At 39.3% G+C, this 25,139-nt stretch carries 23 protein-coding genes and 1 pseudogene; 10 read left to right on the forward strand and 14 right to left on the reverse strand.

The genetic code is table 11. The features are described from left to right. Positions 1-517 precede the first annotated feature (517 nt). The 11 genes from nqrM to QL998_RS08440 form a co-directional block, all read right to left on the reverse strand. Positions 518-730 carry a (Na+)-NQR maturation NqrM gene (gene nqrM / locus QL998_RS08390; RefSeq protein ID WP_007376137.1) on the reverse strand — a complete coding sequence of 71 codons (213 nt, stop codon included), beginning with the start codon at positions 728-730 and terminating at the stop codon, positions 518-520. A 101-nt stretch (positions 731-831) separates the two neighbouring features. Then, complete coding sequence (locus QL998_RS08395) at positions 832-1,863, reverse strand: FAD:protein FMN transferase (RefSeq protein WP_182712248.1); 1,032 nt, start codon at positions 1,861-1,863, stop codon at positions 832-834. 109 nt (positions 1,864-1,972) lie between these two features. Beyond that, positions 1,973-3,202, reverse strand: coding sequence for an NADH:ubiquinone reductase (Na(+)-transporting) subunit F (gene nqrF, locus QL998_RS08400; protein ID WP_002958895.1), 1,230 nt, complete (start codon positions 3,200-3,202; stop codon positions 1,973-1,975). Positions 3,203-3,220: 18 nt separating this feature from the next. Next, on the reverse strand, positions 3,221-3,829 hold the full coding sequence (gene nqrE / locus QL998_RS08405) for an NADH:ubiquinone reductase (Na(+)-transporting) subunit E (RefSeq protein WP_002958896.1): 609 nt from the start codon (positions 3,827-3,829) through the stop codon (positions 3,221-3,223). 10 nt (positions 3,830-3,839) lie between these two features. Continuing rightward, the gene (locus QL998_RS08410) at positions 3,840-4,472 is read right to left on the reverse strand and encodes an NADH:ubiquinone reductase (Na(+)-transporting) subunit D (protein ID WP_007584891.1); all 633 of its coding nucleotides are present in this window, start codon (positions 4,470-4,472) and stop codon (positions 3,840-3,842) included. Then, positions 4,472-5,224 (reverse strand): Na(+)-translocating NADH-quinone reductase subunit C, encoded by a 753-nt coding sequence (locus tag QL998_RS08415; protein WP_002958898.1) that lies wholly within the window; start codon positions 5,222-5,224, stop codon positions 4,472-4,474. Before QL998_RS08415 ends, QL998_RS08410 begins: the two co-directional genes overlap by 1 nt. Beyond that, positions 5,217-6,419, reverse strand: coding sequence for an NADH:ubiquinone reductase (Na(+)-transporting) subunit B (locus QL998_RS08420; protein ID WP_002958899.1), 1,203 nt, complete (start codon positions 6,417-6,419; stop codon positions 5,217-5,219). Before QL998_RS08420 ends, QL998_RS08415 begins: the two co-directional genes overlap by 8 nt. A 4-nt stretch (positions 6,420-6,423) precedes the next feature. Continuing rightward, complete coding sequence (locus tag QL998_RS08425) at positions 6,424-7,767, reverse strand: Na(+)-translocating NADH-quinone reductase subunit A (RefSeq protein ID WP_024596562.1); 1,344 nt, start codon at positions 7,765-7,767, stop codon at positions 6,424-6,426. 362 nt (positions 7,768-8,129) lie between these two features. Next, positions 8,130-9,323 (reverse strand): enoyl-ACP reductase FabV, encoded by a 1,194-nt coding sequence (gene fabV / locus QL998_RS08430; protein ID WP_007584887.1) that lies wholly within the window; start codon positions 9,321-9,323, stop codon positions 8,130-8,132. A gap of 107 nt (positions 9,324-9,430) precedes the next feature. Next, complete coding sequence (locus QL998_RS08435) at positions 9,431-9,742, reverse strand: BolA/IbaG family iron-sulfur metabolism protein (protein ID WP_165721276.1); 312 nt, start codon at positions 9,740-9,742, stop codon at positions 9,431-9,433. A gap of 46 nt (positions 9,743-9,788) precedes the next feature. Beyond that, positions 9,789-10,415 (reverse strand): alpha-ketoglutarate-dependent dioxygenase AlkB, encoded by a 627-nt coding sequence (locus QL998_RS08440; RefSeq protein WP_182195957.1) that lies wholly within the window; start codon positions 10,413-10,415, stop codon positions 9,789-9,791. Positions 10,416-10,457: 42 nt separating this feature from the next. Between QL998_RS08440 and QL998_RS08445 the strand changes: the two genes are divergently transcribed. Genes QL998_RS08445 through QL998_RS08460 form a run of 4 tightly spaced genes read left to right on the forward strand, consistent with a single transcriptional unit; the run spans position 10,458 to position 14,214 of the window. Further along, on the forward strand, positions 10,458-11,600 hold the full coding sequence (locus QL998_RS08445; RefSeq protein ID WP_024598287.1) for a methyltransferase: 1,143 nt from the start codon (positions 10,458-10,460) through the stop codon (positions 11,598-11,600). Next, the gene (locus tag QL998_RS08450; protein ID WP_182195959.1) at positions 11,601-12,161 is read left to right on the forward strand and encodes a YajG family lipoprotein; all 561 of its coding nucleotides are present in this window, start codon (positions 11,601-11,603) and stop codon (positions 12,159-12,161) included. It abuts the gene before it with no gap. Between the two features lie 2 nt (positions 12,162-12,163). Then, the gene (locus QL998_RS08455; protein ID WP_010555196.1) at positions 12,164-12,784 is read left to right on the forward strand and encodes a peptidylprolyl isomerase; all 621 of its coding nucleotides are present in this window, start codon (positions 12,164-12,166) and stop codon (positions 12,782-12,784) included. A 50-nt stretch (positions 12,785-12,834) separates the two neighbouring features. Then, positions 12,835-14,214 (forward strand): MFS transporter, encoded by a 1,380-nt coding sequence (locus tag QL998_RS08460; RefSeq protein ID WP_182195960.1) that lies wholly within the window; start codon positions 12,835-12,837, stop codon positions 14,212-14,214. 70 nt (positions 14,215-14,284) lie between these two features. On the opposite strand, the gene QL998_RS08465 is transcribed toward QL998_RS08460, so the two are convergent. Further along, on the reverse strand, positions 14,285-14,524 hold the full coding sequence (locus QL998_RS08465; protein WP_007584874.1) for a helix-turn-helix transcriptional regulator: 240 nt from the start codon (positions 14,522-14,524) through the stop codon (positions 14,285-14,287). Between the two features lie 452 nt (positions 14,525-14,976). On the opposite strand from QL998_RS08465, the gene QL998_RS08470 reads away from it, so the two are divergent. Further along, positions 14,977-15,165, forward strand: a complete 189-nt coding sequence (locus QL998_RS08470) for a hypothetical protein (RefSeq protein WP_010555198.1) — start codon at positions 14,977-14,979, stop codon at positions 15,163-15,165. Between the two features lie 49 nt (positions 15,166-15,214). Here the strand turns inward: QL998_RS08470 and erpA are convergent, their stop codons facing one another. Then, a complete protein-coding gene (erpA, locus tag QL998_RS08475) occupies positions 15,215-15,553 on the reverse strand; it encodes an iron-sulfur cluster insertion protein ErpA (RefSeq protein ID WP_002958911.1) in 339 nt (112 codons plus the stop codon). Between the two features lie 322 nt (positions 15,554-15,875). On the opposite strand from erpA, the gene QL998_RS08480 reads away from it, so the two are divergent. The 5 genes and pseudogenes from QL998_RS08480 to QL998_RS08500 all read left to right on the forward strand — a co-directional run bounded on the left by QL998_RS08480 (position 15,876) and on the right by QL998_RS08500 (position 22,471). Further along, complete coding sequence (locus tag QL998_RS08480; protein WP_007584866.1) at positions 15,876-17,558, forward strand: chloride channel protein; 1,683 nt, start codon at positions 15,876-15,878, stop codon at positions 17,556-17,558. Between the two features lie 15 nt (positions 17,559-17,573). Further along, on the forward strand, positions 17,574-18,008 hold the full coding sequence (locus tag QL998_RS08485; RefSeq protein WP_007584864.1) for a CopD family protein: 435 nt from the start codon (positions 17,574-17,576) through the stop codon (positions 18,006-18,008). Positions 18,009-18,122: 114 nt separating this feature from the next. Next, entirely contained in the window at positions 18,123-19,139 is a 1,017-nt protein-coding gene (locus tag QL998_RS08490) for an aspartate carbamoyltransferase (RefSeq protein WP_007584862.1), read from the forward strand. Between the two features lie 33 nt (positions 19,140-19,172). Next, positions 19,173-20,453, forward strand: coding sequence for a glutamate-1-semialdehyde 2,1-aminomutase (hemL, locus tag QL998_RS08495; protein ID WP_165744316.1), 1,281 nt, complete (start codon positions 19,173-19,175; stop codon positions 20,451-20,453). Positions 20,454-20,630: 177 nt separating this feature from the next. Further along, a pseudogene (locus QL998_RS08500) lies at positions 20,631-22,471 on the forward strand (methyl-accepting chemotaxis protein). Positions 22,472-22,536: 65 nt separating this feature from the next. On the opposite strand, the gene mrcB reads toward QL998_RS08500, so the two are convergent. Further along, positions 22,537-24,879, reverse strand: coding sequence for a penicillin-binding protein 1B (gene mrcB / locus QL998_RS08505; protein ID WP_165744315.1), 2,343 nt, complete (start codon positions 24,877-24,879; stop codon positions 22,537-22,539). Positions 24,880-25,139: the final 260 nt, after the last annotated feature.

Consider the following 25,139-nt stretch of genomic DNA (forward strand, 5'->3'; position numbering starts at 1 on the left):
ACAACATCTTCACACACAATATAAAGATTCTTGGTTTACATTACGTGGCAATTGAAAGTAAATAAAAACAACCCAAATTCAGTCACCACCGAACTTGAGTTGCCTTTCACACTGACAACATCTTCACACACAATATAAAGATTCTTGGTTTACACTGCGTGGCAATTGTAGGGAATAAAAACAACTCAAACTCGTTCTTTATGGAAGTGAATCCACCGAACTTGAGTTGCCTTTCACACTGACAACATCTTCACACACAATATAAAGATTCTTTTAAGCGAGGCTAACTTATGCCTCAAGCTTATGACGAGAGCCTTGCTCTTTGTCTATGGTTAAACTTTAGAGTGTTAGCTCCAATTTGACAAACGAGAAAAATAAACCTAATAGGTGAAAAAAACTAAACTATATACCTTTGTCTAATACATTTAGATTGGATTGCTTTGGAAGCTATGATGCGAAGGCGTTTTACAGGCACAAAAAAAGCGCTATAAAGCGCTTTTTAATATTTAAGACAGGCTTAAATAATTTGGTTTTCTTTCCAGGCTTGCTCTTTTGCTAAACGGTTTTTGCGTTTATCACATGGATCATCGCAATCACAGGCTTTATCAATACCAACCGAACCTAAACCACCACAGCTGCTTGCCATAGATTTTTTTTGCACGATCATACCAACGGCCATAGCCGAAACTATCAAAATTAGTAAGCCAAAAGTAAGAAGAAAAAGTGACATTGCTTAGCCCCTATTGATCAGCAATAAATTAAACTCAAATATTTTTGAGCGACTGCTATTATATACCCAAATAACACGGAAATAAACAAGTCAGCACCATACTATAAATAAGACTTAAATGCTGGGCTTGAGTAGGTAATTAAACCCTCTTTTGATTTACCTATTAAATAAACCGGTAAATCATGTTGCTCAGCATAAGCTTGCGCTTTTTGCATCCCCATTACAGTAAGTGCCGTCGCTAAACCATCTGCCGTCATAGCGCTTGGATGAAGCACAGTTACCGACACTAAGTCGTGCTTAATAGGCATACCTGTTGCTGGATCAATTAAGTGGGTATAGATCTCGCCATCCATTTTATAAAAAATACGGTAATCACCCGATGTCGCTATACCACTTGTACCTGGCGATAAAACACGGTGTACCTTACGCTCTCCAGGTTGCGCATCTGGTTGCTCAATCGCGATTTTCCAATCCTGATTATTTGGCTTTTCACCTGCTATACGCAGCTCACCACCAATCTCAACCATGTAATTAGTAATGTCGTGGCTTTCTAATAACTGGGCAACTTTATCAATACCATAGCCCTTAGCTGTTGCCGAAAAAGAAAGCTCCAGTCCATTAACTGTTTTAGCCAGTCCTTGCTCATTTAAGATAAGTTTATCAATGCCTATTTTTTCAACCATACTTGCAAGCTCTTCATCACTTGGGCGATTAGTTGGTTTTTTATCAGGCCCAAAGCCCCATAAATCAATTAAAGGCCCCATTGTTACGTCGAGTGTTTTAGTCGATTCACCCAAGCGAATAGACTCGCTTATAACAGCCCTAAAATCTTCGCTAATTGGCATGACTTGATTTGCAGGTAATCTGTTAAATGTATTTATTTCAGAGTCTTCTATGTAAGTAGACATAGATTGGTTCACATCTTTTAAAACAGCGTCTATTTGCAGCTGTAGTTGTGAAGCCGATAGCTGGGCTTGCTCATCATAATATTTAATATGATAAGTGGTACCCATAGTCTTACCTTCTAAAAAGGTTTCTTTTAACTCTGGCTTTTCACCACACCCAGACAATAATACAGTCAGTGTAATTAGTAAAAAGGCCATTATGCCCTGTGAAGTACTTACTCGATTCATAACAGCTCTACTTAATAGATTGATAAAATTAAAGAATAAAAAAAGCCTCGTAACACAAGTGCTACGAGGCTGGTATTTTAACCAAAACTAAACTGTTTTGGTATTAGTGTTAGCCACCGAAGTCATCTAGTAAGATATTTTCGTCTTCAACACCTAAATCTTTAAGCATAGTAATAACTGCCGCATTCATCATTGGAGGACCACACATGTAGTACTCACAATCTTCAGGCGCTTCGTGATCTTTAAGATAGTTCTCAAATAACACGTTATGAATAAAGCCAGTATAGCCTTCCCAGTTATCTTCAGGCTGTGGATCTGAAAGTGCTGTATGCCATACGAAGTTAGGATTTTCAGCGGCTAGGCCGTCAAAATCTTCTACGTAGAACATTTCACGCTCAGAACGTGCACCATACCAAAAACTCATCTTACGTTTAGAGTTCAAACGTTTAAGTTGGTCAAAGATATGAGAACGCATTGGCGCCATACCAGCACCACCACCAACAAATACCATTTCTGCGTCAGTGTCTTTAGCAAAGAACTCACCAAATGGGCCCGAAATAGTTACCTTGTCGCCTTCTTTAAGTGACCAAATGTACGAAGACATTTTACCACATGGCAAGCTAAGGTTTCTTGGAGGTGGAGCAGCAATACGCACGTTAAGCATAATGATGCCTTCTTCTTCTGGGTAGTTAGCCATTGAGTAAGCACGAATTGTTTCTTCGTCTACTTTTGACTCCAGATCGAAGAAACCAAAATGGTTCCAGTCGCCACGATACTCTTCAGGAACATCGAAATCTGCATATTTAACATGGTGAGGTGGAGCTTCGATTTGGATGTAACCACCCGCACGAAACGGCACTGACTCGCCATCTGGAATTTGCAGCTTAAGTTCTTTGATGAACGTTGCTTTGTTATCATTAGAGATAACTTCACAATCCCACTTCTTAACACCGAAAATTGACTCTTCAAGTTCAATTTCCATGTCATTTTTAACATTTACCTGACACGCTAAACGACAGCCTTCACGGGCTTCACCTTTAGATATGTGATCAAGCTCAGTTGGCAGAATATCACCACCACCTTCTTTAATGTGTACACGACACTGACCACAAGAGCCACCGCCACCACAAGCAGATGATACAAATATACCTGACTCAGATAGTGCGCCTAAAAGCTTACTACCTGCTGATGTTTTAATGGCTTTATCTGGGTCGCCATTAATGCCGATGATAATATCGCCACTTGCAACTAACTGAGATTTAGCACCAATGATGACTAAAACCAGTAGTACAACGATAGCGATAAAAACACCAACGCCTAAGAAAATCTGATAATCCATGATTTATCCTCGCTACCTTTACAGTGAAATACCAGAGAATGACATAAAGCCAAGTCCCATTAAACCAACAGTGATGAAGGTAATACCTAAACCACGTAAGCCGTCAGGTACGTCTGAGTATTTCAGTTTCTCACGGATACCTGCAAGTAATGTAATTGCAAGTGCCCAACCAACACCAGCGCCAATACCATAAACAACAGACTCGCCGAAGTTATAGTTACGCTCAACCATGAATGATACCGCACCAAATATTGCACAGTTAACTGTGATAAGTGGTAAGAAGATACCTAACGCGTTGTATAGTGCAGGGAAAAACTTATCTAATGCCATTTCAAGAATTTGCACAAGTGCTGCAATAACACCAATGAAAGTTAAGAAACGTAAAAAGCTAAGATCTGCATCTGGGTAACCTAACCAAGTTAGTGAACCAGGTGCAAGTACCGCATGATAAACCAAGTTGTTTACAGGCACAGAAATACCCAATACAACTATAACCGCTATGCCTAGGCCAATTGATGTAGTTACTTTTTTAGATACCGCTAAAAAAGTACACATGCCTAAGAAGAATGACAACGCTAAGTTCTCAATAAAAACGGCTTTTACAAATAAACTAATATAATGTTCCACTATTTGCCCCTTACGCTTTAGCTTCTACTTGGTCTTTCTTATAAGTACGCAGTACCCATATGAATAAACCAATGATGAAGAATGCACTCGGTGGTAAGATCAATAGACCCATAGGCTGATACCAACCGCCATCTTGTACTAATGGGATAATATCAACACCGAATAGTGAACCCTTACCAAATAGCTCACGAATGAAACCAACAGTAAGTAGTACTACAGAGTAACCTAAGCCGTTACCAATACCGTCAAGGAAAGACATAATTGGTGGCGACTTCATCGCGTATGCTTCAGCACGACCCATTACGATACAGTTAGTAATGATTAGACCAACGAATACAGAAAGCTCTTTTGCAGTAGCATAAGAAAATGCCTGTAATACTTGGTCAACAACGATTACCAATGATGCGATAATGGTCATTTGTACGATGATACGTACAGATGATGGGATCTGGTTACGAATAAGCGAGATAAAAAAGCTCGAAAACGCAGTTACAAGTGTCAATGCAATTGACATAATTAACGCATTTTTTAAGCTAGACGTTACCGCTAGCGCAGAACAAATACCAAGTACTTGTAGTGCGATTGGGTTGTTAGCTAAAACCGGACCAAATAGGACCGCCTTCATTTCTTTAGTATCAGCCATTATTTCAATGCTCCTTTACGTACTTTCGCAAGGAAAGGGCCAAAGCCATTTTCGCCAGTCCAAAAGTCAACTGCATGATCAACACCGTTAGACGTTAATGTAGCACCTGAAAGACCATCGATCTTATGCTCATCATTGCCCGCAGTACCTTTAACAATTTGAATTGGAAGTTCTTTACCTTCCCATGTAGCAGTCCACTGTGGATTTTGGATTTCGCCACCAAGACCTGGGGTTTCATTATGCTTGTAAAAGATAATGCCCTTAACTGTTTCACCATCGCTTTCAAGCGAGATAAAACCGTACATTAAGCCCCATAAGCCGTAGCCTTGGATAGGAAGAATGATTGCATCAACTGAGCCATCTTCTTTTTTAGAGATATACACCGGTGACTCTTTAGTCACACGTTGAATACCAGCAATATCTTTAACGCCTTTCTCTTGAAGAGAAACACTTAGCGCTGCATCATATTTGCTTTTTTCAAAGTCAAAGATTGTTGGGTCTGTATCTACAAACTCACCTGTAGTCATGTTTACAACGCGCGCTTCGATTTTTGCATCAAATGTTTCAAGAACATTTTCAACTTTGTCGATGCCCGCAGCAGCTAAGATATTGCTTTGAATATCTTTGTTTTTATTAGCTTGCTGTAAAGGACGAAGCTGTACAGAAGCAAACGATACAATGATTGCACACACTAAACATAGTGCTACAACAACTGATAACGTTTTGCCGATTGATTCGTTATTACTAGACATTACGTGCCAACCTCCGCTTAATATTAGCCTGCACTACAAAGTGATCGAACAGTGGAGCGAACAAGTTAGCAAATAAGATTGCTAGCATCATGCCTTCTGGGAAAGCAGGATTCACAACACGTATCATAACCACCATAAAGCCAATTAATAGACCATATGCTAATTTACCTTTGTCAGTAAATGCAGCTGATACAGGGTCAGTAGCCATAAAGAACATACCAAACGCAAAGCCACCAAGTACAAAATGCCAATACCAAGGCATTGCAAATACAGGGTTAGTTTCTGAGCCAACAGCATTTAATAAAAATGCAGTTGCTACCATACCTAGGAATACACCTAGTACGATGCGCCAAGAAGCGATACGAACGTAAATTAAGAACAAACCACCTACTAATAATGCAAGTGTAGATGTTTCACCTACAGAACCTTGAATGAAACCATAAAACGCATTCCACCATAATTCCATGTTTGCAAAGTCAAGTGTGCCAGCAAATGCTTGGCCTAGCATAGTTGCACCAGAGAAAGAATCTACTGCTGTCCATACTGTGTCACCTGAGATTTGAGCTGGGTATGCAAAGAATAAAAATGCACGACCGGCTAAAGCAGGGTTTAAGAAGTTACGGCCAGTACCACCAAAGATTTCTTTAGCGATTACTACACCAAACGTAATACCTAACGCAACTTGCCATAAAGGAATAGTTGCTGGCAAAATAAGTGCAAATAAAACTGAAGTAACGAAGAAACCTTCGTTAATTTCATGCTTACGCACAGAAGCAAATATTACTTCCCAAAAGCCACCCACTGCAAACGTTACCGCGTAGATAGGTAGGAAGAAACATGCTCCATAGAACATCTTAGCGCCCCAGCCTGCATCAGCGGTTAATTCACCACCGAATAACTGGAACAAACCAACTTGCCACGTGTTTGCTAGTTCAAAACCTTGTGCTAAAGCACCTGCGGCCTGATGACCGATATTGAACATACCAAAAAACATAGCTGGGAACGTCGCCATCCACACTAAAATCATCATGCGTTTTAGGTCGATATTATCGCGTACGTGTGTCGCGCCTTTATTTACGTAGCCTGGTGTATAAAAAATAGTTGCAGCTGCTTCATACAGTGCATAAAACTTCTCATATTTACCACCGGCTTCAAAATTCGGCTCGATATCTTCTAGATATTTTTTTAAACCCATCTCTCTAGCCTTCCTTCTCGATCGTAGTTAAGCAATCGCGTAGGATAGAACCATACTCGTATTTGCCTGGACAAACGAAGGTACATAACGCTAAATCTTCTTCATCAAGTTCAAGCGCGCCCAATGAAATTGCACTGTCTAAATCACGTGCAATTAAGTCACGTAATAATAGAGTAGGCAAAATATCTAACGGCATTACGCGCTCGTAGCTACCAATTGGTACCATGGCACGTTTTGAACCACCTGTTGACGTTGTCATTTTAAATAAACGACTTGGTGCAAGGTGAGAAAGGAACGTACGCGTTACAGAGAATTTATCACTACCTGGTGCAATCCAGCCAAACAATTCTTTTTCGCGACCTTCAAGTAAAACAGATACTTGAACGTGGTAACGACCTAAGAATGCATGAACACCGTTTGAAATAGAACCCGATAGAACAGAACCAGAAATAACGCGGTTATCTCCGTCTTCTAACTCACCAGCCACTAAATCATCCAATGAAGCACCTAATTGTGTTTTCACTAAACGTGGGTTTTTAACGCGAGGACCTGCAAGCGAAATAACACGATTTGTGTAAATTTCACCAGTAAGGAATAAGTGACCATACGCAATAACGTCTTGGTAACCAATATGCCAAACTTGTTTGCTAACAGAAACTGCATCAAGATGGTGGATATGAGTGCCAACGAGGCCAGCCGGATGCACACCACCAAACTCATGTACTTCTACTTGAGCTATAGATGAGCTAGGAACTTGGCTGCCTGCTTTTTTACACACAAATACTTTGCCATCGGTCAAACGCGAAACAACTGCAAGACCCGCTTCAAATGCTTGCGCATTTTCTGCAATAATTACTGCAGGATCTGCAGCTAATGGGTTTGTGTCGATTGCGGTCACAAAAATAGAACTAGGATTTGCATCCACAGCCGCTACTTTGCTGAATGGGCGAACACGAAGTGCTGTCCATTGACCAGACTGGATAAGTACTTCTTTGGCTTTTTCGCGCTCTAAGCTCGGAAGCTCGTCTGCTTTGAAAGAGTCAAAGGTGATTTGCTCACTGCCTGCTACTTCAATAACAACAGATTGCAGCACACGTTTAGCACCACGATTTATTTCTTTTACTGTACCAGAAGCTGGAGCAGTAAATAGGACGCCTGGGTTCTTTTTATCTTCAAAAAGTACCTGGCCTTTTTTGACTTGGTCATCCACACGAACATGCATGGTTGGACGCATACCGATAAACTCTTCGCCAAGCACAGCTACACGTTTGACAGCAGAACCGTCATGTATAACTTGCTGTGGCGCGCCCTCTAAGGGTAAATCCAGACCTTTTTTTATATTGATCATACGCACTTGCATTACATTAAAGGAAAGAAACTGAAAAATCGTATCAACCACGTCGCCATTTGAGTTATTCCAAGTTATATCAAGGTACAAAAGAGCAGCTTACTAGAAATATCAAACAAGCAACGTAGTAAAACTCATCACATATTGTCGAGATTTTAACATCATTTTAGATGACTATGCGAGTGTATTTATGAAAATTATACGACAGAAACACTTATTTAGTTTTGTTAAGTGATTTAAATAAAAATCAAGGTAGACCAAAGTGGTAGCCTAAGCAATTATCGTTCCTGATTTCATCGCAAATTAAACAAATCGCATAATACAAAAAAAGCCGCTATTGCGGCTTTTATATCTAAATTCTGTTAGTCAATCATATTAGCAATTGGCTTAACTGAATCTATGTCTTGATCGTAGTCAACACCGTCTATACCAAAACCAAATAAGCGTAAAAACTCATTATGGTAACCAACATAGTCTGTTAGCTCATCAATGCTGCTTGTATCAACACTATCCCATACAGCTTGAACGCGTGCTTGCACATCGTCTTCTAGCTCTTTATAGTTTTGGAATAAATGCCCACCGTCATCAAAGCGAGGCGATTCACCATATAGGTTTTCACTAAATAATGCGTGAATTTGCTCAATGGTGCCTTCATATGTGCCATCTGCTTTCATAACTTTAAATAAAGCAGAAATATATAACGGCATTATAGGAATAGCAGAACTTGCTTGTGTCACTACTGCATTAAGTGATGAAACATACGCCTCACCATTTAAATCTTTTGTTGATTCTTTAATAGCAGCCGTTGCACGGTCTAAATCTTCTTTAGCTTTACCAATAGTAGCGTGTCCGTATATTGGCCATGTTAGCTCTTTACCAATATAAGTATACGCTGTAGTTTTAAAGTTATCGGCAAGTACACCGGCTTCTTTTAATGCATCAATCCACATTTCCCAATCTTCACCACCCATTACTTTAATAGTGTTGTCGATATCGTCTTGATTTGCAGCTTCAACCGTAATTTCATCAATTTCACGCTTTGATGTATTTAAGTTTTTAGTGGTTACTGCATTACCTATTGGCTTAAGTGTAGATGAGAACACTTCACCTGTATTTGGATCAGTACGACGAGGAGACGCTAGGCTGTAAATAATACAATCTACTTTACCCAAATCTGCTTTAATAGTGTCGATTGCTTTTTGCTTGATTTCGTTAGAAAACGCATCGCCATTAATATTTTTAGACCAAAGACCCGCTTCGTCTGCAGCTTCTTGAAAAGCAGCGGTATTGTACCAACCAGCAGAGCCTGTTTTACGATCTGTACCTTCTTTTTCAAAGAAAATACCTAATGTTTTAGCACCACCACCAAACGCAGCAGTAATGCGCGATGCCAAGCCGTAGCCTGTTGATGCGCCAATAACTAATACATTTTTTGGTGCACTTTTTAATGCGCCTTGTTGTTTTACATAGTTAATTTGTTCTTGAACATGCTCTGCACAACCAGCTGGGTGTGCGTTTGTGCAGATAAATCCACGAATTTTAGGCTTAATGACCATTGATCATCCTATATCTTTTACAATAAAAATTAGCGCTAGTTTAAAGGCTAATACTAAAAACACTGATCTGATCAGTTAAACACTCATCAAATACTCTAAAACATTACTTAGCTAACTTTAGAGCCACCCATACAATTGGGTGAATCAGGCGCTTCGCCACCCTGCTCTGCATACTCATCGGGTGTATATGTATGAATAGCGAGTGCATGAATATGATTTGCTAACTCATCTTTCAAAATTTCATTAATTTCGCGATGACGTTGTAATAAACGCTTACCCGCAAAATCTTCGCTAACCACTACTACTTTAAAGTGTGATTCAGTGCCAGCACTGTGCATATGGCTTTCGTTAATCACGTTTAAATGTTTACACGCAATGGCGTTGCTTATTTTTTCTTGGATCTGTTGCTGCATTGACATAAAAAGACCGTTTTAATTAGCTAATTTATACACTTACTATAACAATTTAAAGCAGCGATTGGCTAACTAAATTACTTTGCTTAATGTGCTTTATAAATCGGTAAGTTAAACTTATTCGCGGATGCCCAAGCGTGGTTTGCTTAGGTATTGCATGTTGATAATCTCGTTGGCTGTGATCGTTCATAATCAAACAACTACCGCTTTGTAACTTTAAGTCGGTTACTTTATTGCTCGCCTTGTGCTTTAACTTTAAAACCCGATCAGCTCCTAAAGAGATACATACAATTGTTGGTTTATCACCAAGCTCTATTTCATCATCACTGTGCCATCCCATCGTATCATTACCATCTCGGTAATAATTAACGAGCAATGAGTTTAGAGGCTGGTTTAAATGTGCTTCTAAACGCTTTCGCATATTGAGTAACAATTCATCCCATGGTTCTACTATTTGCTTACTACTTGAATAGCCGTATTCAATATTTAGATCACTCATGAAACATTGCAGTCGTGGAATAGGCCCCGTTTTGCCATAAACGGTTACATCGGGTTGCTGCCAACGTAGGTTTTTTTGCAAATAATAAAATAGATCGAGGCTTTTTTGTGCACTAAGTGCCCTACTTTGATAAGAAAAGCCATTTGGTAACTGTTGGGGGTTGGCGTTTTGCCGTTGCATGTTAGAATTTACCTACATTAGATTACTGATCAACGAACCATTATGACGACGCAAGCCCAGCTAGGCGATAAAACCTTTACTCTTGAACGCTTTCCATTGGATCAAAAAAACCGCAGCTTACAAGCGTGGGATTCGGCAGATGAGTACCTTATCAATTATGTTAACGAACATCACCCAGATTGTCGCTCATTGCTTATTTTAAACGATAGCTTTGGTGCACTTGCTTGTTATTTTAATAAGTTAACGGTTTGTTCAGTTAATGATTCTTATATTAGCCACCAAGCTGCGGCTTATAACTTACAAGAAAACAAGCTGCCTACAGCAGAGTTTACGCAAGTAGATAGTTTGTCGGCATTACCAGAGGATGTTGATTTAGTACTTATTAAAATCCCTCGTAATGTGGGTTTTTTACAGTTCCAATTAAGTGAACTTAGTGAAGTACTTGCACCTGGTACGCCAGTAATTGCCGCAGGTAAAACAAAAGAAATTCATAATTCAACAATAAAATCATTTGAGCAATTTATTGGTGAAACAACAACAAGCCTAGCAGTTAAAAAATCACGTCTAATATTAAGCAATGCTAAAGGCGGATATAAAGCAGCAGACTTCCCTACAACATGGGAACTTGAAGGTACTGAGTTTAATATAACAAATCATGCAAATGTGTTTTCGCGTGATTCGTTGGATATTGGTGCGCGCTTCTTTTTTAACTACTTACCAGAAACACCAAAAGCTAAAAGCATTATTGATTTAGGCTGTGGTAACGGAGTTGTTGGATTAATGACGCTTGCTCGTTGCCCTAATGCATCAGTTACCTTTGTTGATGAGTCTTACATGGCAGTAGAGTCAGCCCGGTTAAATGTAGAAATTAACCTAGGCGATAAGTTTGATAACTGTGAGTTCATCGAAAACGATTGTTTAACAGGCTTTGAAAGAGACAGTGTGGATATGGTGCTTTGTAATCCTCCATTTCACCAAGCTCAAGCTGTTACCGATCACATTGCTTGGCAAATGTTTAAACAAGCAAAAGATACTTTAAAAGAAGGCGGCGAGCTGCGTATTATTGGTAATCGTCATTTAGATTATCACGATAAATTAAACCGTATGTTCGGAAACTGTAAGTTGTTAGGTTCAAACAAAAAGTTTGTCGTTCTAAGTGCAACTAAAAATAGTGGAATGCTATAAATGAAATTAACAAACATTATAATTGGGTGTTGTGTATTACTAATACTTGGTGGCTGTGCGAATCAGCCTAGCCAAGTAATACTCAATCCTGTTTATAAAAGTGGTCAAATAAGCACTATAAATAGTAGCTTAAGCACCAGTGTAATTGATTTACGTGGCGATTCGTCAACACTTAAACTTATTGAATCAGACAAAACTAAAACCTTTGCAAGCCAAGGCATTACCAGCTCTATTAAAAGTGTGTTAGACAGCGCCCTTAGCCGCAATGGAGCCAGTATTTCTAACTTAGCAACTGTTCGCTTTGAAGTAGATATTCATGCATTGCAAGCGGTGGTAACCGAAAAACTAGTGAGCCATACCAGTGAAGCGCATATAGAGCTTGGTGTAAGAGTTATTCGCGCCTCAAGCAATTTTAGTAAAGTGTATAGAGGCAGTGCGAATTTAGAAGGCCCGTTTAGTCATGAGCAAGCAAAAATAGAAGGTCAGCTCAATAAGTTGACTGAGCAAGTTATTACCCGCATTGTATCTGACCCTGAATTAATAGAATTTTTAGAAGGTTAACTATGAAACGACTTTTTTTAATCTGCTTAGGCCTATTTTTTAGTGTAAGTAGCTTGGCAGCCCAAGAAGGCCGCTTTGTGCAAAAAGACAATATTTTTCCACGCGTCGAAATCGTAACAACGATGGGCAGTATTGTTGTTGAACTGGACCGTTCAAAAGCACCCATTACGGTCAATAACTTTTTAACTTACGTGTCAGATAAGAGCTATCAAGGCAGTGTTTTTCATCGTATTGAGCGCGATGTAGAAAATGATCGCGACTTTGTTATTCAAGGTGGTGGTTACGATAAAGATTACGACGGCTTACACGAAAACGATCCTATTTTTAATGAAAGCGGTAACGGTTTAAAAAACGATATGTATAGCATTGCTATGGCGTATCAGGACCGTGAACCGCACTCGGGAACACGCCAATTCTTTTTTAACATGGATAATAATGATCACTTAAATCCAGGGAAAGATTGGGGTTTTGCAGTATTTGGTAATGTAATGGATGGCTACGATACCCTTGATAAGATCATGGCTGTAGAAACGGGCTTTAATGAAAAGATTGGTTACGATTTTGTTCCTAAAAAACCGGTGATCATCTTAAATATTAAAATGCTTGAACAAGTTCCACTGTAATTTATTTAAGAGCAGCTTAGCTGCTCTGCATCAAAGCCAATGAAGGCCCTATGAGCAAATCTCTCTCTATTAGCGAATATTTTTCTTACTTTAAAGACAAACGCTTAATCCATATTTTTATATTTGGTATGAGTAGCGGTTTTCCGTGGGTATTAATTGGCTCTGTTATGTCGGCTTGGCTAAAGGATGAAGGGCTAAGCCGCAGTATGATTGGCCTATTCGGCATTGTATTTGGCGCTTACAGTATAAATTTTTTATGGTCGCCCTTAATCGATCGTACAAAACTCCCTATTTTATATAAATGGCTAGGCCAACGTCGTAGTTGGATACTATTTTGCCAGAGCTTTATTTTTATTGGCACCTTATTATTAGCAGGGCTTAATTTAAAAGCTAATTTAGCAATTGTTGCTGCAATTTGTTTGTTAATTGCCATTGCTTCTGCTACGCAAGACATTGCTATTGATGCATTCAGAATAGACACACTTAAAGCAAACGAATCTCACAAAGCAACAGCGGCAGCCGCTATGGCAACGTCTGGTTGGTGGACAGGTTATGCGCTTTTAGGTGCAATTCCATTTTATATGGCTGATATCCCCTCGCTCGACTGGCCACAAATTTATTACTTTTTAGCTGCTGTAATGCTGCTGCTAATGAGTGGATCATTGTTTGCAAAAGAACCTGAATCAAATAGAGAAGCGGTACATGCCGAGCTTGAACGTGTGTACCTTGAAAAACTGTCCTCTACAAAACAAACCCCTCTTACAAAAACTGTTGCGTGGCTCGCGGTAACCGTTATTGATCCCTTTAGAGCTTTTTTTACTAAAAATGGCGTTAAAACGGCACTAGCATTACTTGCGTTTATTTTCTTATTTAAAATAGGCGAAGCGTTTTTAGGGCGAATGTCGATTGTTTTTTATAAAGAAATTGGTTTTAGCAATAGCGATATAGCTACATTTTCAAAGGTAGGTACTGCCGTACTTACAATCATATTCACCTTTGTTGGCAGTTTATTTAATCAAAAATATGGCATTGTTAAGGGTTTATTTGTTAGTGGCATTGCGATGGCGGCCTCAAACTTAGCCTTTTCGTGGATTGCTTTAGTTGGCCCTGATTTAAGACTGTATGCCTTTGCTATTGTTATTGATGGGTTTACGCAAGCATGGTCGCTGGTCGCTATGGTGGCCTTTATATCGATGTTATGCGATAGAGCATTTAGTGCAACACACTATGCATTACTGGCGTCATTAGGGAATTTAGGACGAACGTTACTTTCGAGCTACAGTGGTGTAGTAATTGATGATTGGTTAATGGGAAATTGGTCGCTGTTCTTTGTTTTAACAGCCTTGATGGTTATACCTTCGCTGATATTTTTATACCTGATTAGGCATAAATTATATGAGCTTGAGAAAAATTATCATAAAAATATTTAATGCATCCCTGCATTAACATATTGCTTAGCACTATCAAGTGCCCCTTAAAGTGTACTAAGCAATGTTTGAGTTAATCTACTTTTAGCAAACTAAGTGCTTCATGTGGATCAACTTCTAGAGCTGTACAATAACGAACAAACTCAATCACATCTAAACGGCGTTCTTGGTTTTCAATCTTGCCGATAAACGAATGAGGCGTTCCCAGCACTTGTGCTAGGCTTCGCATTGTATGACCCTTTTCGTGGCGCTTACTTTTAAGCCACTTTGTTAGCTTTGCATTTTCTTCAGAAGAAACTGTTTTGCCCATCATTTTACATCTCCTACTAGATGATTTGACGTACCTATTAAAGCAGTAGTCTCTATCAATAGCTGTAGGCAAGTAAGCAGTCATACCATATTTTCAATAGCAAGCTATTGCTTAACAAAGCATGTGTTGCTACTCACTCCACCAATATAGCTAAAAAACTACGCTAATAATGTGGTAAAGATTTGTTTTTATTGAGAATGAAATTTTGCCCGTCTCATTCTTGGATACATTATATACTATTAACACTTTGGTTAAATAACTAATTACATACTCGGTACAAATATGAACACGAGTGAATATTTATAAACGCTGAATATTGACCTAAGTACTCAAAAAGTATTAATAAATTAATTTCTAGTTATAAAATATTTAAATGAATTTTTATAACAATTTTGTTCCAATTTATCGTCACATGTTTATGATTAAGCAATAATTAGCACCAAAAAGGCCGAATAATGTTCAGACTTCTTTTTTTATTACCGATTGTGTTGTGCTTGGGTTGGTACTTTTTTTTGCGCCACAACGGCGTACCAATTAAGCAAGGCAAAAAAGGCTTCATATACATTTTAGCGTTTTCTGCTTTTGTACTTGGCTTTTTTGTATTGATAATGCAAATAACCGAATACGCCCCAACCGATTTGTAGGCATTAAAAAAGCCGCAAAAGCGGCTTCATTCTATCTAGCGTTTGGCTGTTAAACGCTAAAGCTTGCACCACAACCACAGGTTGTTGTTGCATTAGGATTAGATACAAAAAAGCGTGCGCCTTCTAATCCTTCAGTGTAATCAACTTCACCGTCAACCAAATATTGAATGCTCATTGGATCAATAACGAGTGTTACACCATTTTTTACAATTTCTAAATCGCCAGGATTCGCTTTTTCATCAAAAGTAAAACCATATTGAAAACCCGAACAACCACCACCTGTTACATAAACACGCAGTTTTAAATCTGGATTTTCTTCTTCGTCGATTAACTGTTTAACGCGAACAGCAGCTGCATCGCTGAACTTAATTGGTAATTCTTCAGACATTTTAAAACCCTCAATATCGCAATGGCGTGATTATCTAATACCCGAGTGTTTTAATCAAGTATAGTAAAACAACTCTTTACTCTAAGTTATACCTATAAATTAGTAAAAAAGTGGCTAAACATTAGCTCACTAAAATAATACTTAAGCAAACTAAAAGCGACCCTTGTAAACTATAAATTCATTAAAAATTTTAGTTATAAAAAATAGGTCTTAATCTTTACTGCAAATTGTTAATATGAGTTACGAAAAATTCAAAATCACAAGGACTTAACTAAACTCTTTTGCTAAAATGCTGCTGAAAAATGCGGCGAGGAAATAATGCATGTGGCTTGAGCAACTCAGGCGTCGACTGGCAAAACCTAAAACATCTGTACAATTATGCTTATTAGGCGTAGTTGCCGGATTAATTGCTGCATTTTTTATTATTTTATTTCGCTTAACTATTTTGTTTTTTCAAAGCTTATTTTTGGAAACACCTGACGACTTTACTACCCTACCCACTCTTGAACGCGTTTTAATGCCATTAATAGCCGCATTTTTAATTGCGTGCTTTGCTGCATTTACTGGCTTTAAACATTACCGTTTAGGCATTCCTTTTGTTATTCATCGTATTAAGCGCCATTACGGGCAAATGCCTTTATACAATACGGTTAATCAATTTGTTGGTGGAGCACTTGCACTCATTAGCGGTTTTTCGGTTGGCCGAGAAGGGCCTTCCGTACATATGGGCGCAACAGGTGCGAGTATTTTAGCGGATAAACTACATTTACCGCATAACGCCATGCGTACTTTAAGTGGTTGCGGCGTTGCGGCAGGTATAGCCGCTTCGTTTAATACCCCACTTGCAGCCGTTATTTTTGTAATGGAAGTGGTACTTCGAGAATATAAAGTACACATATTTGTGCCAATCATGCTTGCTGCTGTTACTGGTGCACTCGCTACGCAGTTTGTTTTTGGTGAAGGCTCTGAACTTGCACTCATTACAATAGCGCCATTAAGTGGTTGGCATTACCCTTATTTAATATTATGCGGTATGGCGCTGGGCGCTATAGCATTTAGCTTTAATCAAAACTTAATGCTAATTATTAAAACATTTAAACCTTTAAGTATGTTTCCTCGTTTACTAATCGCAGGCTGTATTGCCAGCTTGATAGCTTACGCGGTGCCTCATGCTATGGGTTCTGGTATGAGTGCGATTACTATCGCGGTTGAATCGCCTGATAACGTAAAGCTGCTTACTACCATTTTAATAGCTAAACTACTTGCCACATTGTTTGCTATTGGTTTGGGTATTCCTGGTGGTTTAATTGGTCCGGTAATTGGGCTTGGTGTATTAATTGGGACATTAATGGCCTTTTTTGCTCAATATATTAGCCCGGGTACTGATATTGCGGGCACGTATGGGGTTTTAGGTATGGCTGGATTATTAGCGGCTACACTGCATGCACCACTTGCTGCATTAACAACAGTAATGGAGCTTACATCATCACCTGAAATAATCGTTCCTGCGATGATAGTTATAACCACTGCATATGTAACTGCATTACAATTTTTTGGAAATCGCTCCATATTTTTGCAGCAATTAGATTTTCAGGGATTGCCGTACCATGTATCTCCCGCTACCGAAGCATTACAAAAAGTGGGAATAATGGATGATATGGATGAAGACTTTAAATTGCTTTACTCAGACGATAAAGAGCAAATAAAAAATACGCTTGATGCCATGGATAGCCAAACACCCTTGATTGTTTTTGACGAAGAAAATGGCTATCGCCTCGCTGAATACGATTTAACGCTAATGTCTGATGAAGCAATAAATATAAATTACATTAGCTTGCAGGGCATCAGCAGCCAAGCCACCCTAGCCGATGCATTCGATATACTAAAAGATAAAAGAAGTGGCGCGCTTTACGTTTATAACCTTTTAGATAATCAACAAATTATGGGGCTATTACGCTGGGATCAAATTCATCATATTTTAACCATTCGTAACAGCTTACTTTAAGCAATAAGGACTATTATGAGCGCATTATTGATTTATAAAACACTCCACATATTTTTTATGATTGCGTGGTTTGCTGGTATTTTTTACTTGCCTCGATTATTTGTATATCACGCAATGAGCGAAGAAAGATCATGTAACTCTATGCTTAAAGTTATGGAGCGCAGGCTACTTTATTTCGTAACCCCATTTGCTGTTTTAACGGCTGTATTTGGTGTATTAACCATTGTTGAATATGGTCGTGATTGGTTTAAATACAGTATGTGGCTACATTACAAACTTGTACTGGTAATTATTTTATACCTATACCACGGCTACTGTTTTAAGTTATTGAGTGACTTTAAACATGACCGAAACACTAAAACAGACCGCTTTTACCGTATTTTTAATGAGCTCCCTGTTATTGCGCTGCTCATCATAGTGGCACTTGCGGTAATAAAACCTAATTTATAAGCGTTTCGGTGCATGTTAAACTGCGCTGCAATTTACAATACTTGCTATAACACGCGCGATTGCGTGCTCCATTTATGGATTATCGCGCCCATTTGATTGATTAGGAATTACCCCATGTTAAGTTTCCAAGGCGAACATATACTGTCTGTAAATCAGCTAGACAGAGACTGTATTGAACGTATTTTTGCAGTAGCTAAAAAAATGGAGCCTTATGCTAAAAAACAAAAGCAAACAACAGTGCTTAAAGGCGCTATTTTAGCTAATTTGTTTTTTGAACCAAGCACTCGTACTCGAGTTAGCTTTGGTACAGCCTTTAACTTACTAGGCGGTGGTGTACGTGAAACTACAGGTATGCAAAGCTCAGCGCTTGCAAAAGGTGAATCACTTTACGATACCGCGCGCGTTATTTCAGCTTACGCCGATGCTGTTGCTATGCGTCACCCTGACGCAGGCTCAGTAAGTGAATTTGCTGATGGCTGTACTGTGCCAGTTATTAATGGCGGCGACGGTCCAAATGAGCACCCGACTCAAGCATTACTTGATTTATTAACCATTGAGCGTGAATTACACCGTTTTGATCAAAATATTGATGGCATGCATATAGCGCTTGTGGGTGATTTAAAATATGGTCGCACAGTGCATTCTCTATCAAAGCTATTGTGCCATTATAAAAACGTAAAATTTTCGATGGTCGCACCTGATGGCCTACAAATGCCAACGAGCATTTTAGATGCCGTAGAAAATGCGGGACACAAAATTGAGCTAGTAAACAAAATGGAAGGTAATTTAGCAGCCGATATTGTTTACCAAACACGTATTCAAGAAGAGCGTTTTCCTTCGCAAGAAGAAGCAAATAAATACCGTGGCGGTTTTAGAATTAGCCAATCTATTTACAGCGCTCATTGCAAACCTAACTCTGTATTAATGCATCCGTTACCACGTGATAGCCGCTTAGAAGCCAACGAGCTTGATAACGACTTAAACAGTAACGACAATTTAGCAATATTCCGCCAAGTACAAAATGGCGTATTAATTCGTATGGCACTGTTTGCTTTAACACTCGGCGTAGAAAATAAAGTCGATAAGTATGAAGTGGACGTACCTTGGTTTAGCCGCAAACGCGACAGCTAAACCCTCTTTAAGTGACAATTTATAGGATTTTTCATGACAATTAGCCAAGACTTATTTGAACGCGCTCAAGCCTCTATTCCAGGTGGCGTAAACTCGCCAGTTCGTGCTTTTAATGGTGTAGGCGGTACACCGCTATTTATTACAAAAGCAGAAGGCGCGTTTACATTTGATGCCGACGGTAATCGTTACATTGATTATGTTGGCTCTTGGGGGCCTATGATCATGGGCCATAACCACCCTGCAATTAAACAAGCCGTGCACGAAGCCGTAGAAAATGGCCTTAGCTATGGTGCGCCAACTGAAGCCGAAATATTAATGGCTGAAAAAGTAAAAGAGCTGGTTCCATCAATCGAAAAAGTACGCATGGTTAGCTCAGGCACTGAAGCAACGATGAGTGCAATTCGTTTAGCACGTGGCTTTACCGGCCGCGATAAAATATTAAAATTTGAAGGTTGTTACCACGGCCATGCTGACTCGTTATTAGTTAAGGCAGGCTCTGGTGCACTAACAATGGGCGTACCTAATTCTCCTGGTATTCCTGAGGACTTTGCTAAGCATACACTTACTGTGTCGTTTAATAACCTAGATGAAGTAAAAGCTATTTTTGCAAAATACGCTGACGAAATTGCCTGTATTATTGTAGAGCCAGTAGCCGGTAACATGAACTGCATTCCACCAGTACCTGGCTTTTTAGAAGGTTTGCGTGATGTGTGTGACGAATATAAATCAGTACTTATTTTTGATGAAGTAATGACGGGTTTTCGTGTTGCACTTGGCGGCGCTCAAGCTTATTACAACATTAAACCAGACCTTACGTGTTTAGGTAAAGTCATTGGCGGCGGCATGCCCGTTGGCGCGTTTGGTGGTAAAACCGAAATAATGGATTACATTGCGCCTGTGGGCCCTGTTTACCAAGCGGGTACTCTTTCTGGTAACCCTATTGCGATGGCTGCAGGTTTAAAATCACTTGAGCTATTATGTGAGCCAGGTCTACACGATAAGTTAGAAGCAACGTCTAAAGCAATTTGTGAAGGCTTTGAAGCTGGCGCTAAAAAAGCAGGCATTGCATTAACAACTAATTATGCTGGCGGCATGTATGGATTCTTTTTTACTGATGCTGAAAAAGTAACGACATACAAACAAGCGACTGAATGCGACCTAGAGCGCTTCAAACGTTTTTTCCACCTTATGCTTGAAGAAGGCGTGTACCTTGCTCCATCAGCATTTGAGGCTGGTTTTGTATGTGCTGCGCATACTGAACAAGAAGTAAAAGACACAATAGCTGCAGCGGAACGCTCGTTTGCTAAACTTTAAGTTAAAATTACTTTTATATTTTATAAACGCTTGTTTTTACAGTATGTAATTAAGACTAAAGATTGAAAAAAGCCCGAAAGGGCTTTTTTTATTTGTAAAGTACTATAAATGAATGATAATTAAGCATAACAAGGTCTATTCACCTTTACCCTAATTACAAAAATACAAGAGAGCCTTATGTCAGGATTACGCCAATTTTCTTTTCCCGCTATCCAGCTAATGGCAAATTTAAAATACAAAACTAAAATCAGCTTAATGTTTGGAATTTTACTCGTTCCTCTTGCACTTAGTTTGTTTTTTTAGTCTCATTATTAAGTGAAAGTATCGCTGTTTCAAAAATGCAGCAACAAGGCTTAAAAGGCTACAGGTCAATACTCTCAAATCAAATGCAGGGGGAAGCAAATCAAAATATAAAAATAGCTCGCTCACTCGGTTTTGATATAAAAGACGATCAAGAAAATGAAGTACTCGAACTTGTTTCTATTCAGTCAAACCTTGCCTTAGATAGTCAATTAGCAAGTGCTTATGTAAACCGCTCTTTAGTCACGCCGATTCCTGCACTTATAATGCAAATAAACTCGACAGCGCAAAGCGCAAACACTGTTTTGGCAAGTAATCGTTTTACGCCCGATACCTTTATAGCGCTTTCAAATTTTAGTAAATCACTTCCTTTGTACGAAAAACAACTCGATAAAATACTTAATGTCACCACCAATGCAGATAAATCAGTAAATAAGGCGCTCATGCCTTCGTTAACTAATTTACACAGTGCTGTTGGTGCATTCAAAAAAGCAATAGATGAAAAACTACTTGAGCCTGACGATATTTTATTAACTCAAGCAGAATTTAATAAGCTAACAAACAATGTTCACAGCAGTATTAATCAACTTGTTAGTAAGAGCATTCCAACGCTTGAGAGCCTTATTGAAGCAAAACTGCAAACTCAACAGTGGACTCGAAATCTTGTTTTAGCCGCTTCATTGATTAGTTTGTTATTTGCATTTTATTTAATGATTGGTTTTTATTTTGCGGTTGTTGATACCATTAATCGCTTTGCTGATGCGGCAAATAGAGCCGCGAATGGCGACTTAAATGCAACGATTGATTCAAGCACCAATGATGAAATGGGTATTATTGCATCGCGCTACAACGCATTACTTAATGCATTTTCACACTTATTATTTGACGTTAAAGCAAGTACAGAAGAGCTATGCGGCGCAACTAAATCGCTATCGCATGCGAGTAGCCAAACAAGCAATGATGTTTCAAAACAGCAAACTCGAGTAAATGCCATTTATAATGCACTAAGCGAAATGGCTCAAAACGCACTTGCAGTTGAAGAGTCAGCCCATCAAGCAACGCTTACCGCGCAAGATGCTGCTGCCCATGTAAAACAAGGTTCAGACAATACAATGGAGCTTGCTAAATATATGCAAGATCTACAAATTGAATTTGCAGAGAGCCAACAAGCACTCGATAAGCTAGCGCAAGATAGCCAAGAAATTAGCAAAGTTAGTAAAGGCATTAGTGAAATAGCCGATCAAACAAACTTGCTTGCACTCAATGCCGCTATTGAAGCTGCACGAGCTGGCGAGCATGGCCGAGGCTTTGCCGTTGTAGCTGATGAAGTAAGAACTCTTGCTCAGCGTACACAAACACAAACACAAGAAATTCACCAAATTATTAGCTCCTTACAACAAGCATCTGACGACACTCAGCAAAAAATGCGTTCAAGTGTTGAAAAAATGGAGCAATCGGTAAAAGCAGCCAATCAAACCAATGAAGTATTGCAAAGTGCAGAGCAAAGTATGGGCGACATTAAACATCAAGGTGAAGTTATTGCAGAGCGTGTTAAACAGCAGTCAAATGCGACAACACAAGCATTGAATGATTCGCAAGAGGTGAGTAATTTAGCAGATCAAACGCTAACATCAGCTCAATCAACGCTGCAAGATGCACAGCAGCTAAGTCGCTTATCTAATGATTTAACCAAATCAATGCAGTTTTTTAAATCTTAAGCGTTAACTACAACTCACAACAAAGCCGCTAAATAAGCGGCTTTGTTGTTTAAAGTAATCTTAAATTAACGTATGCATTGCGGCCTAGGCTCGAACTCACTCGCCCTAAGCGGTAGCTGAATCACCTTGCCACATCCTGGTGGTGCCTGCTTACCCGTTTGCTCATTTACAAATGCCCAGCGTATTGATGGCGGACGCGTATCAGCGATTGCTTGTGGGTTGAGTGGCTTTAAGTAACGTATATAGGCTTCAAGCGCTCCCACACTGCCTGTTAACCCCGTACTTTTGTTGTCGTCTCGACCAAGCCACGCAACAGTCACTGTATTTTGATCAAAGCCTGCAAACCAACTATCACGTAAATCGTTGCTGGTCCCTGTTTTACCAGCGAGCTGGATTGACGGAAAGTGTAAATTTAAGCGTTTAGCAGTGCCATCTTTCGTTACGCGTTTCATCGCGTATTTGGTCATATACATTGCAGATTTATCAAAACGAGGCTCTGCATTTACTTTATGCTTATAAAGTACTTTACCAACAGAGTCAGTTAATGCCGAAATTGCAGTGAGCTTTTTATATTCGCCATCTGCAGCAATTGTCGTATAAAGCTGAGCAACTTCAAAACTCGACATTTCAACAGCCCCTAAAAGCAACGATGGGTATTCGTTTATCGCCCCTTTAGCGCCTAATCCTTTTAGTGTATTCGCGACTTTATCAACACCTACATCGAGGCCTAAATTAACCGCTGGAATATTAATACTGTTACTAAATGCTTTATAAAGAGGTATTGCACCACGGTATTGATGATCAAAATTTTCTGGTTGCCACACTTTTCCCTGCTCATTTGTAACCTGTACTGGCGAGTCATCAAGCAAAGTAGCTAAATTATAATGTGGTAATTGCAATGCGGTTAAATACACAGCAGGTTTTACCAGCGAGCCAATATTACGTTTTGTATCTAAAACACGGTTAAACCCTGAATAACGAACATCGCGCCCTGCAACAAGTGCAGATACACCGCCCTTTTCTACATTAACAGAGATCATGGCTGCTTCTAGTTTTTCGGTTCTAGGACGATTTTCCAGGTACGGTAAGCTCTTTTCAATAGACTCTTCCATTGCTGTTTGCTTTTGCAAATCAAAATAAGTAAATACTCTTACACCTGCATCAAGTGTTTGCTGATCTGGCAATAATTCATTTAATTCTCTGTTTACTAACTCTAAATAGCCTGGATATGATTTTTGTAAACTCGCTTTCATTGGCGCAATATCAATTGGGCGATTAAGCGATGCACGGTACTCTTTTGTGCTAAGTAGCTTATTTTCAACCATAAGGCGAAGCACTAAGTCTCGGCGCTCCATTGTACGCTCTTTATAGCGACGTGGGTTGTAATAAGATGGACCTTTAACCATTGCCACCAGCAGAGCAATTTGATCGTACTCAAGCTCGTCTACAGGCTTTGAAAAGTAAAAGTCAGAGGCAAGCCCCATACCATGGATGCCTTGGTTGTATGATTGCCCTAGGTATACCTCATTTAAGTATGCTTCTAATATCTGATCTTTTGAATAGCGATAATCTAAAATAAGGGCAATAAAGGCCTCATTTATTTTTCGTACTAAAGAACGCTCACGCGTGAGGTAAATATTTTTAGCTAATTGCTGAGTAAGCGTACTGCCACCTTGAACGGTGCGTCCCGCTTTAATGTTTGAATAAAGCGCACGTAAAATAGAAAACACCGACACACCATGGTGATCATAAAAATCACGGTCTTCAACTACCAGTAGCGTATCTTTAAGCATGGCTGGAAACTTATCTAGCGGTACAAATTCTCTATCTTGTTTAGAGTCGTTACCAATTCGCGCTATTTGCACAGGTTCTAGGCGAGCAGAGTTTAAACGCCTGCCGAACTTATCTTTAATGGTCGCAACTTTTTGCCCTGCAAAACGAAGTTCAATAATATGTGATTCTTCAAGACCATCATAAAATTCAAAATCACGGCGATAAATTTTGATGCTATCTGCTGTTTTAACAAACTGGCCTGTTCTGCTTAATCTATTAACAGATGAATAATGTAAACGCTCTAACTCAAACACAACTTCTTGGCTAGATAAAAATTGCCCCGGATAAAACGCCATAGAACGAGCATACACTTGCGCAGGAAGTTGCCATTTATTACCTTCAAATATACGTGTAGTTTTTGAATCTAAATAAATGAAGTACATTGCCATTGCAATAAAAACAGCCAAGCTTAATTTCCAAAACACTGACCATGTTTTTCTCATAAAAGAGCGTTTAACAGTAGCTTTCACTGTTTTTTTACTGCCCTTTGAAGTGCTTTTTTTTGTCGTGCTTGACGATTTACTTGCACGTTTAGTTGCAGGTTTACTGGTAGGTGCTTTTTTATTGTCGGCCATTTAAGTGTAATTTATTCCAAGGGTTATTCGCGAGTGTGAGCTTAGCATATTGGGCATATCCTAACATCCGAAAAGTTAACCCCCCCTGAAACATCGAGTAGGGTGAGGCTTATGCCTCATCCCTCTCACAGAACCGTACGTACGGACCTCGTATACGGCTCCTGTACCCTTCACATTTTATCAACTTATTTCCTAAACGCTGATAAAGCAAGCCATCCCGTATTCACTTTTTCTATTGGATATAAACCAAGCTCCTCAAA

Origin of the sequence: Pseudoalteromonas sp. APC 3691 (assembly GCF_030408135.1) — a bacterium.
In the GTDB taxonomy this organism is placed as follows: domain Bacteria; phylum Pseudomonadota; class Gammaproteobacteria; order Enterobacterales; family Alteromonadaceae; genus Pseudoalteromonas.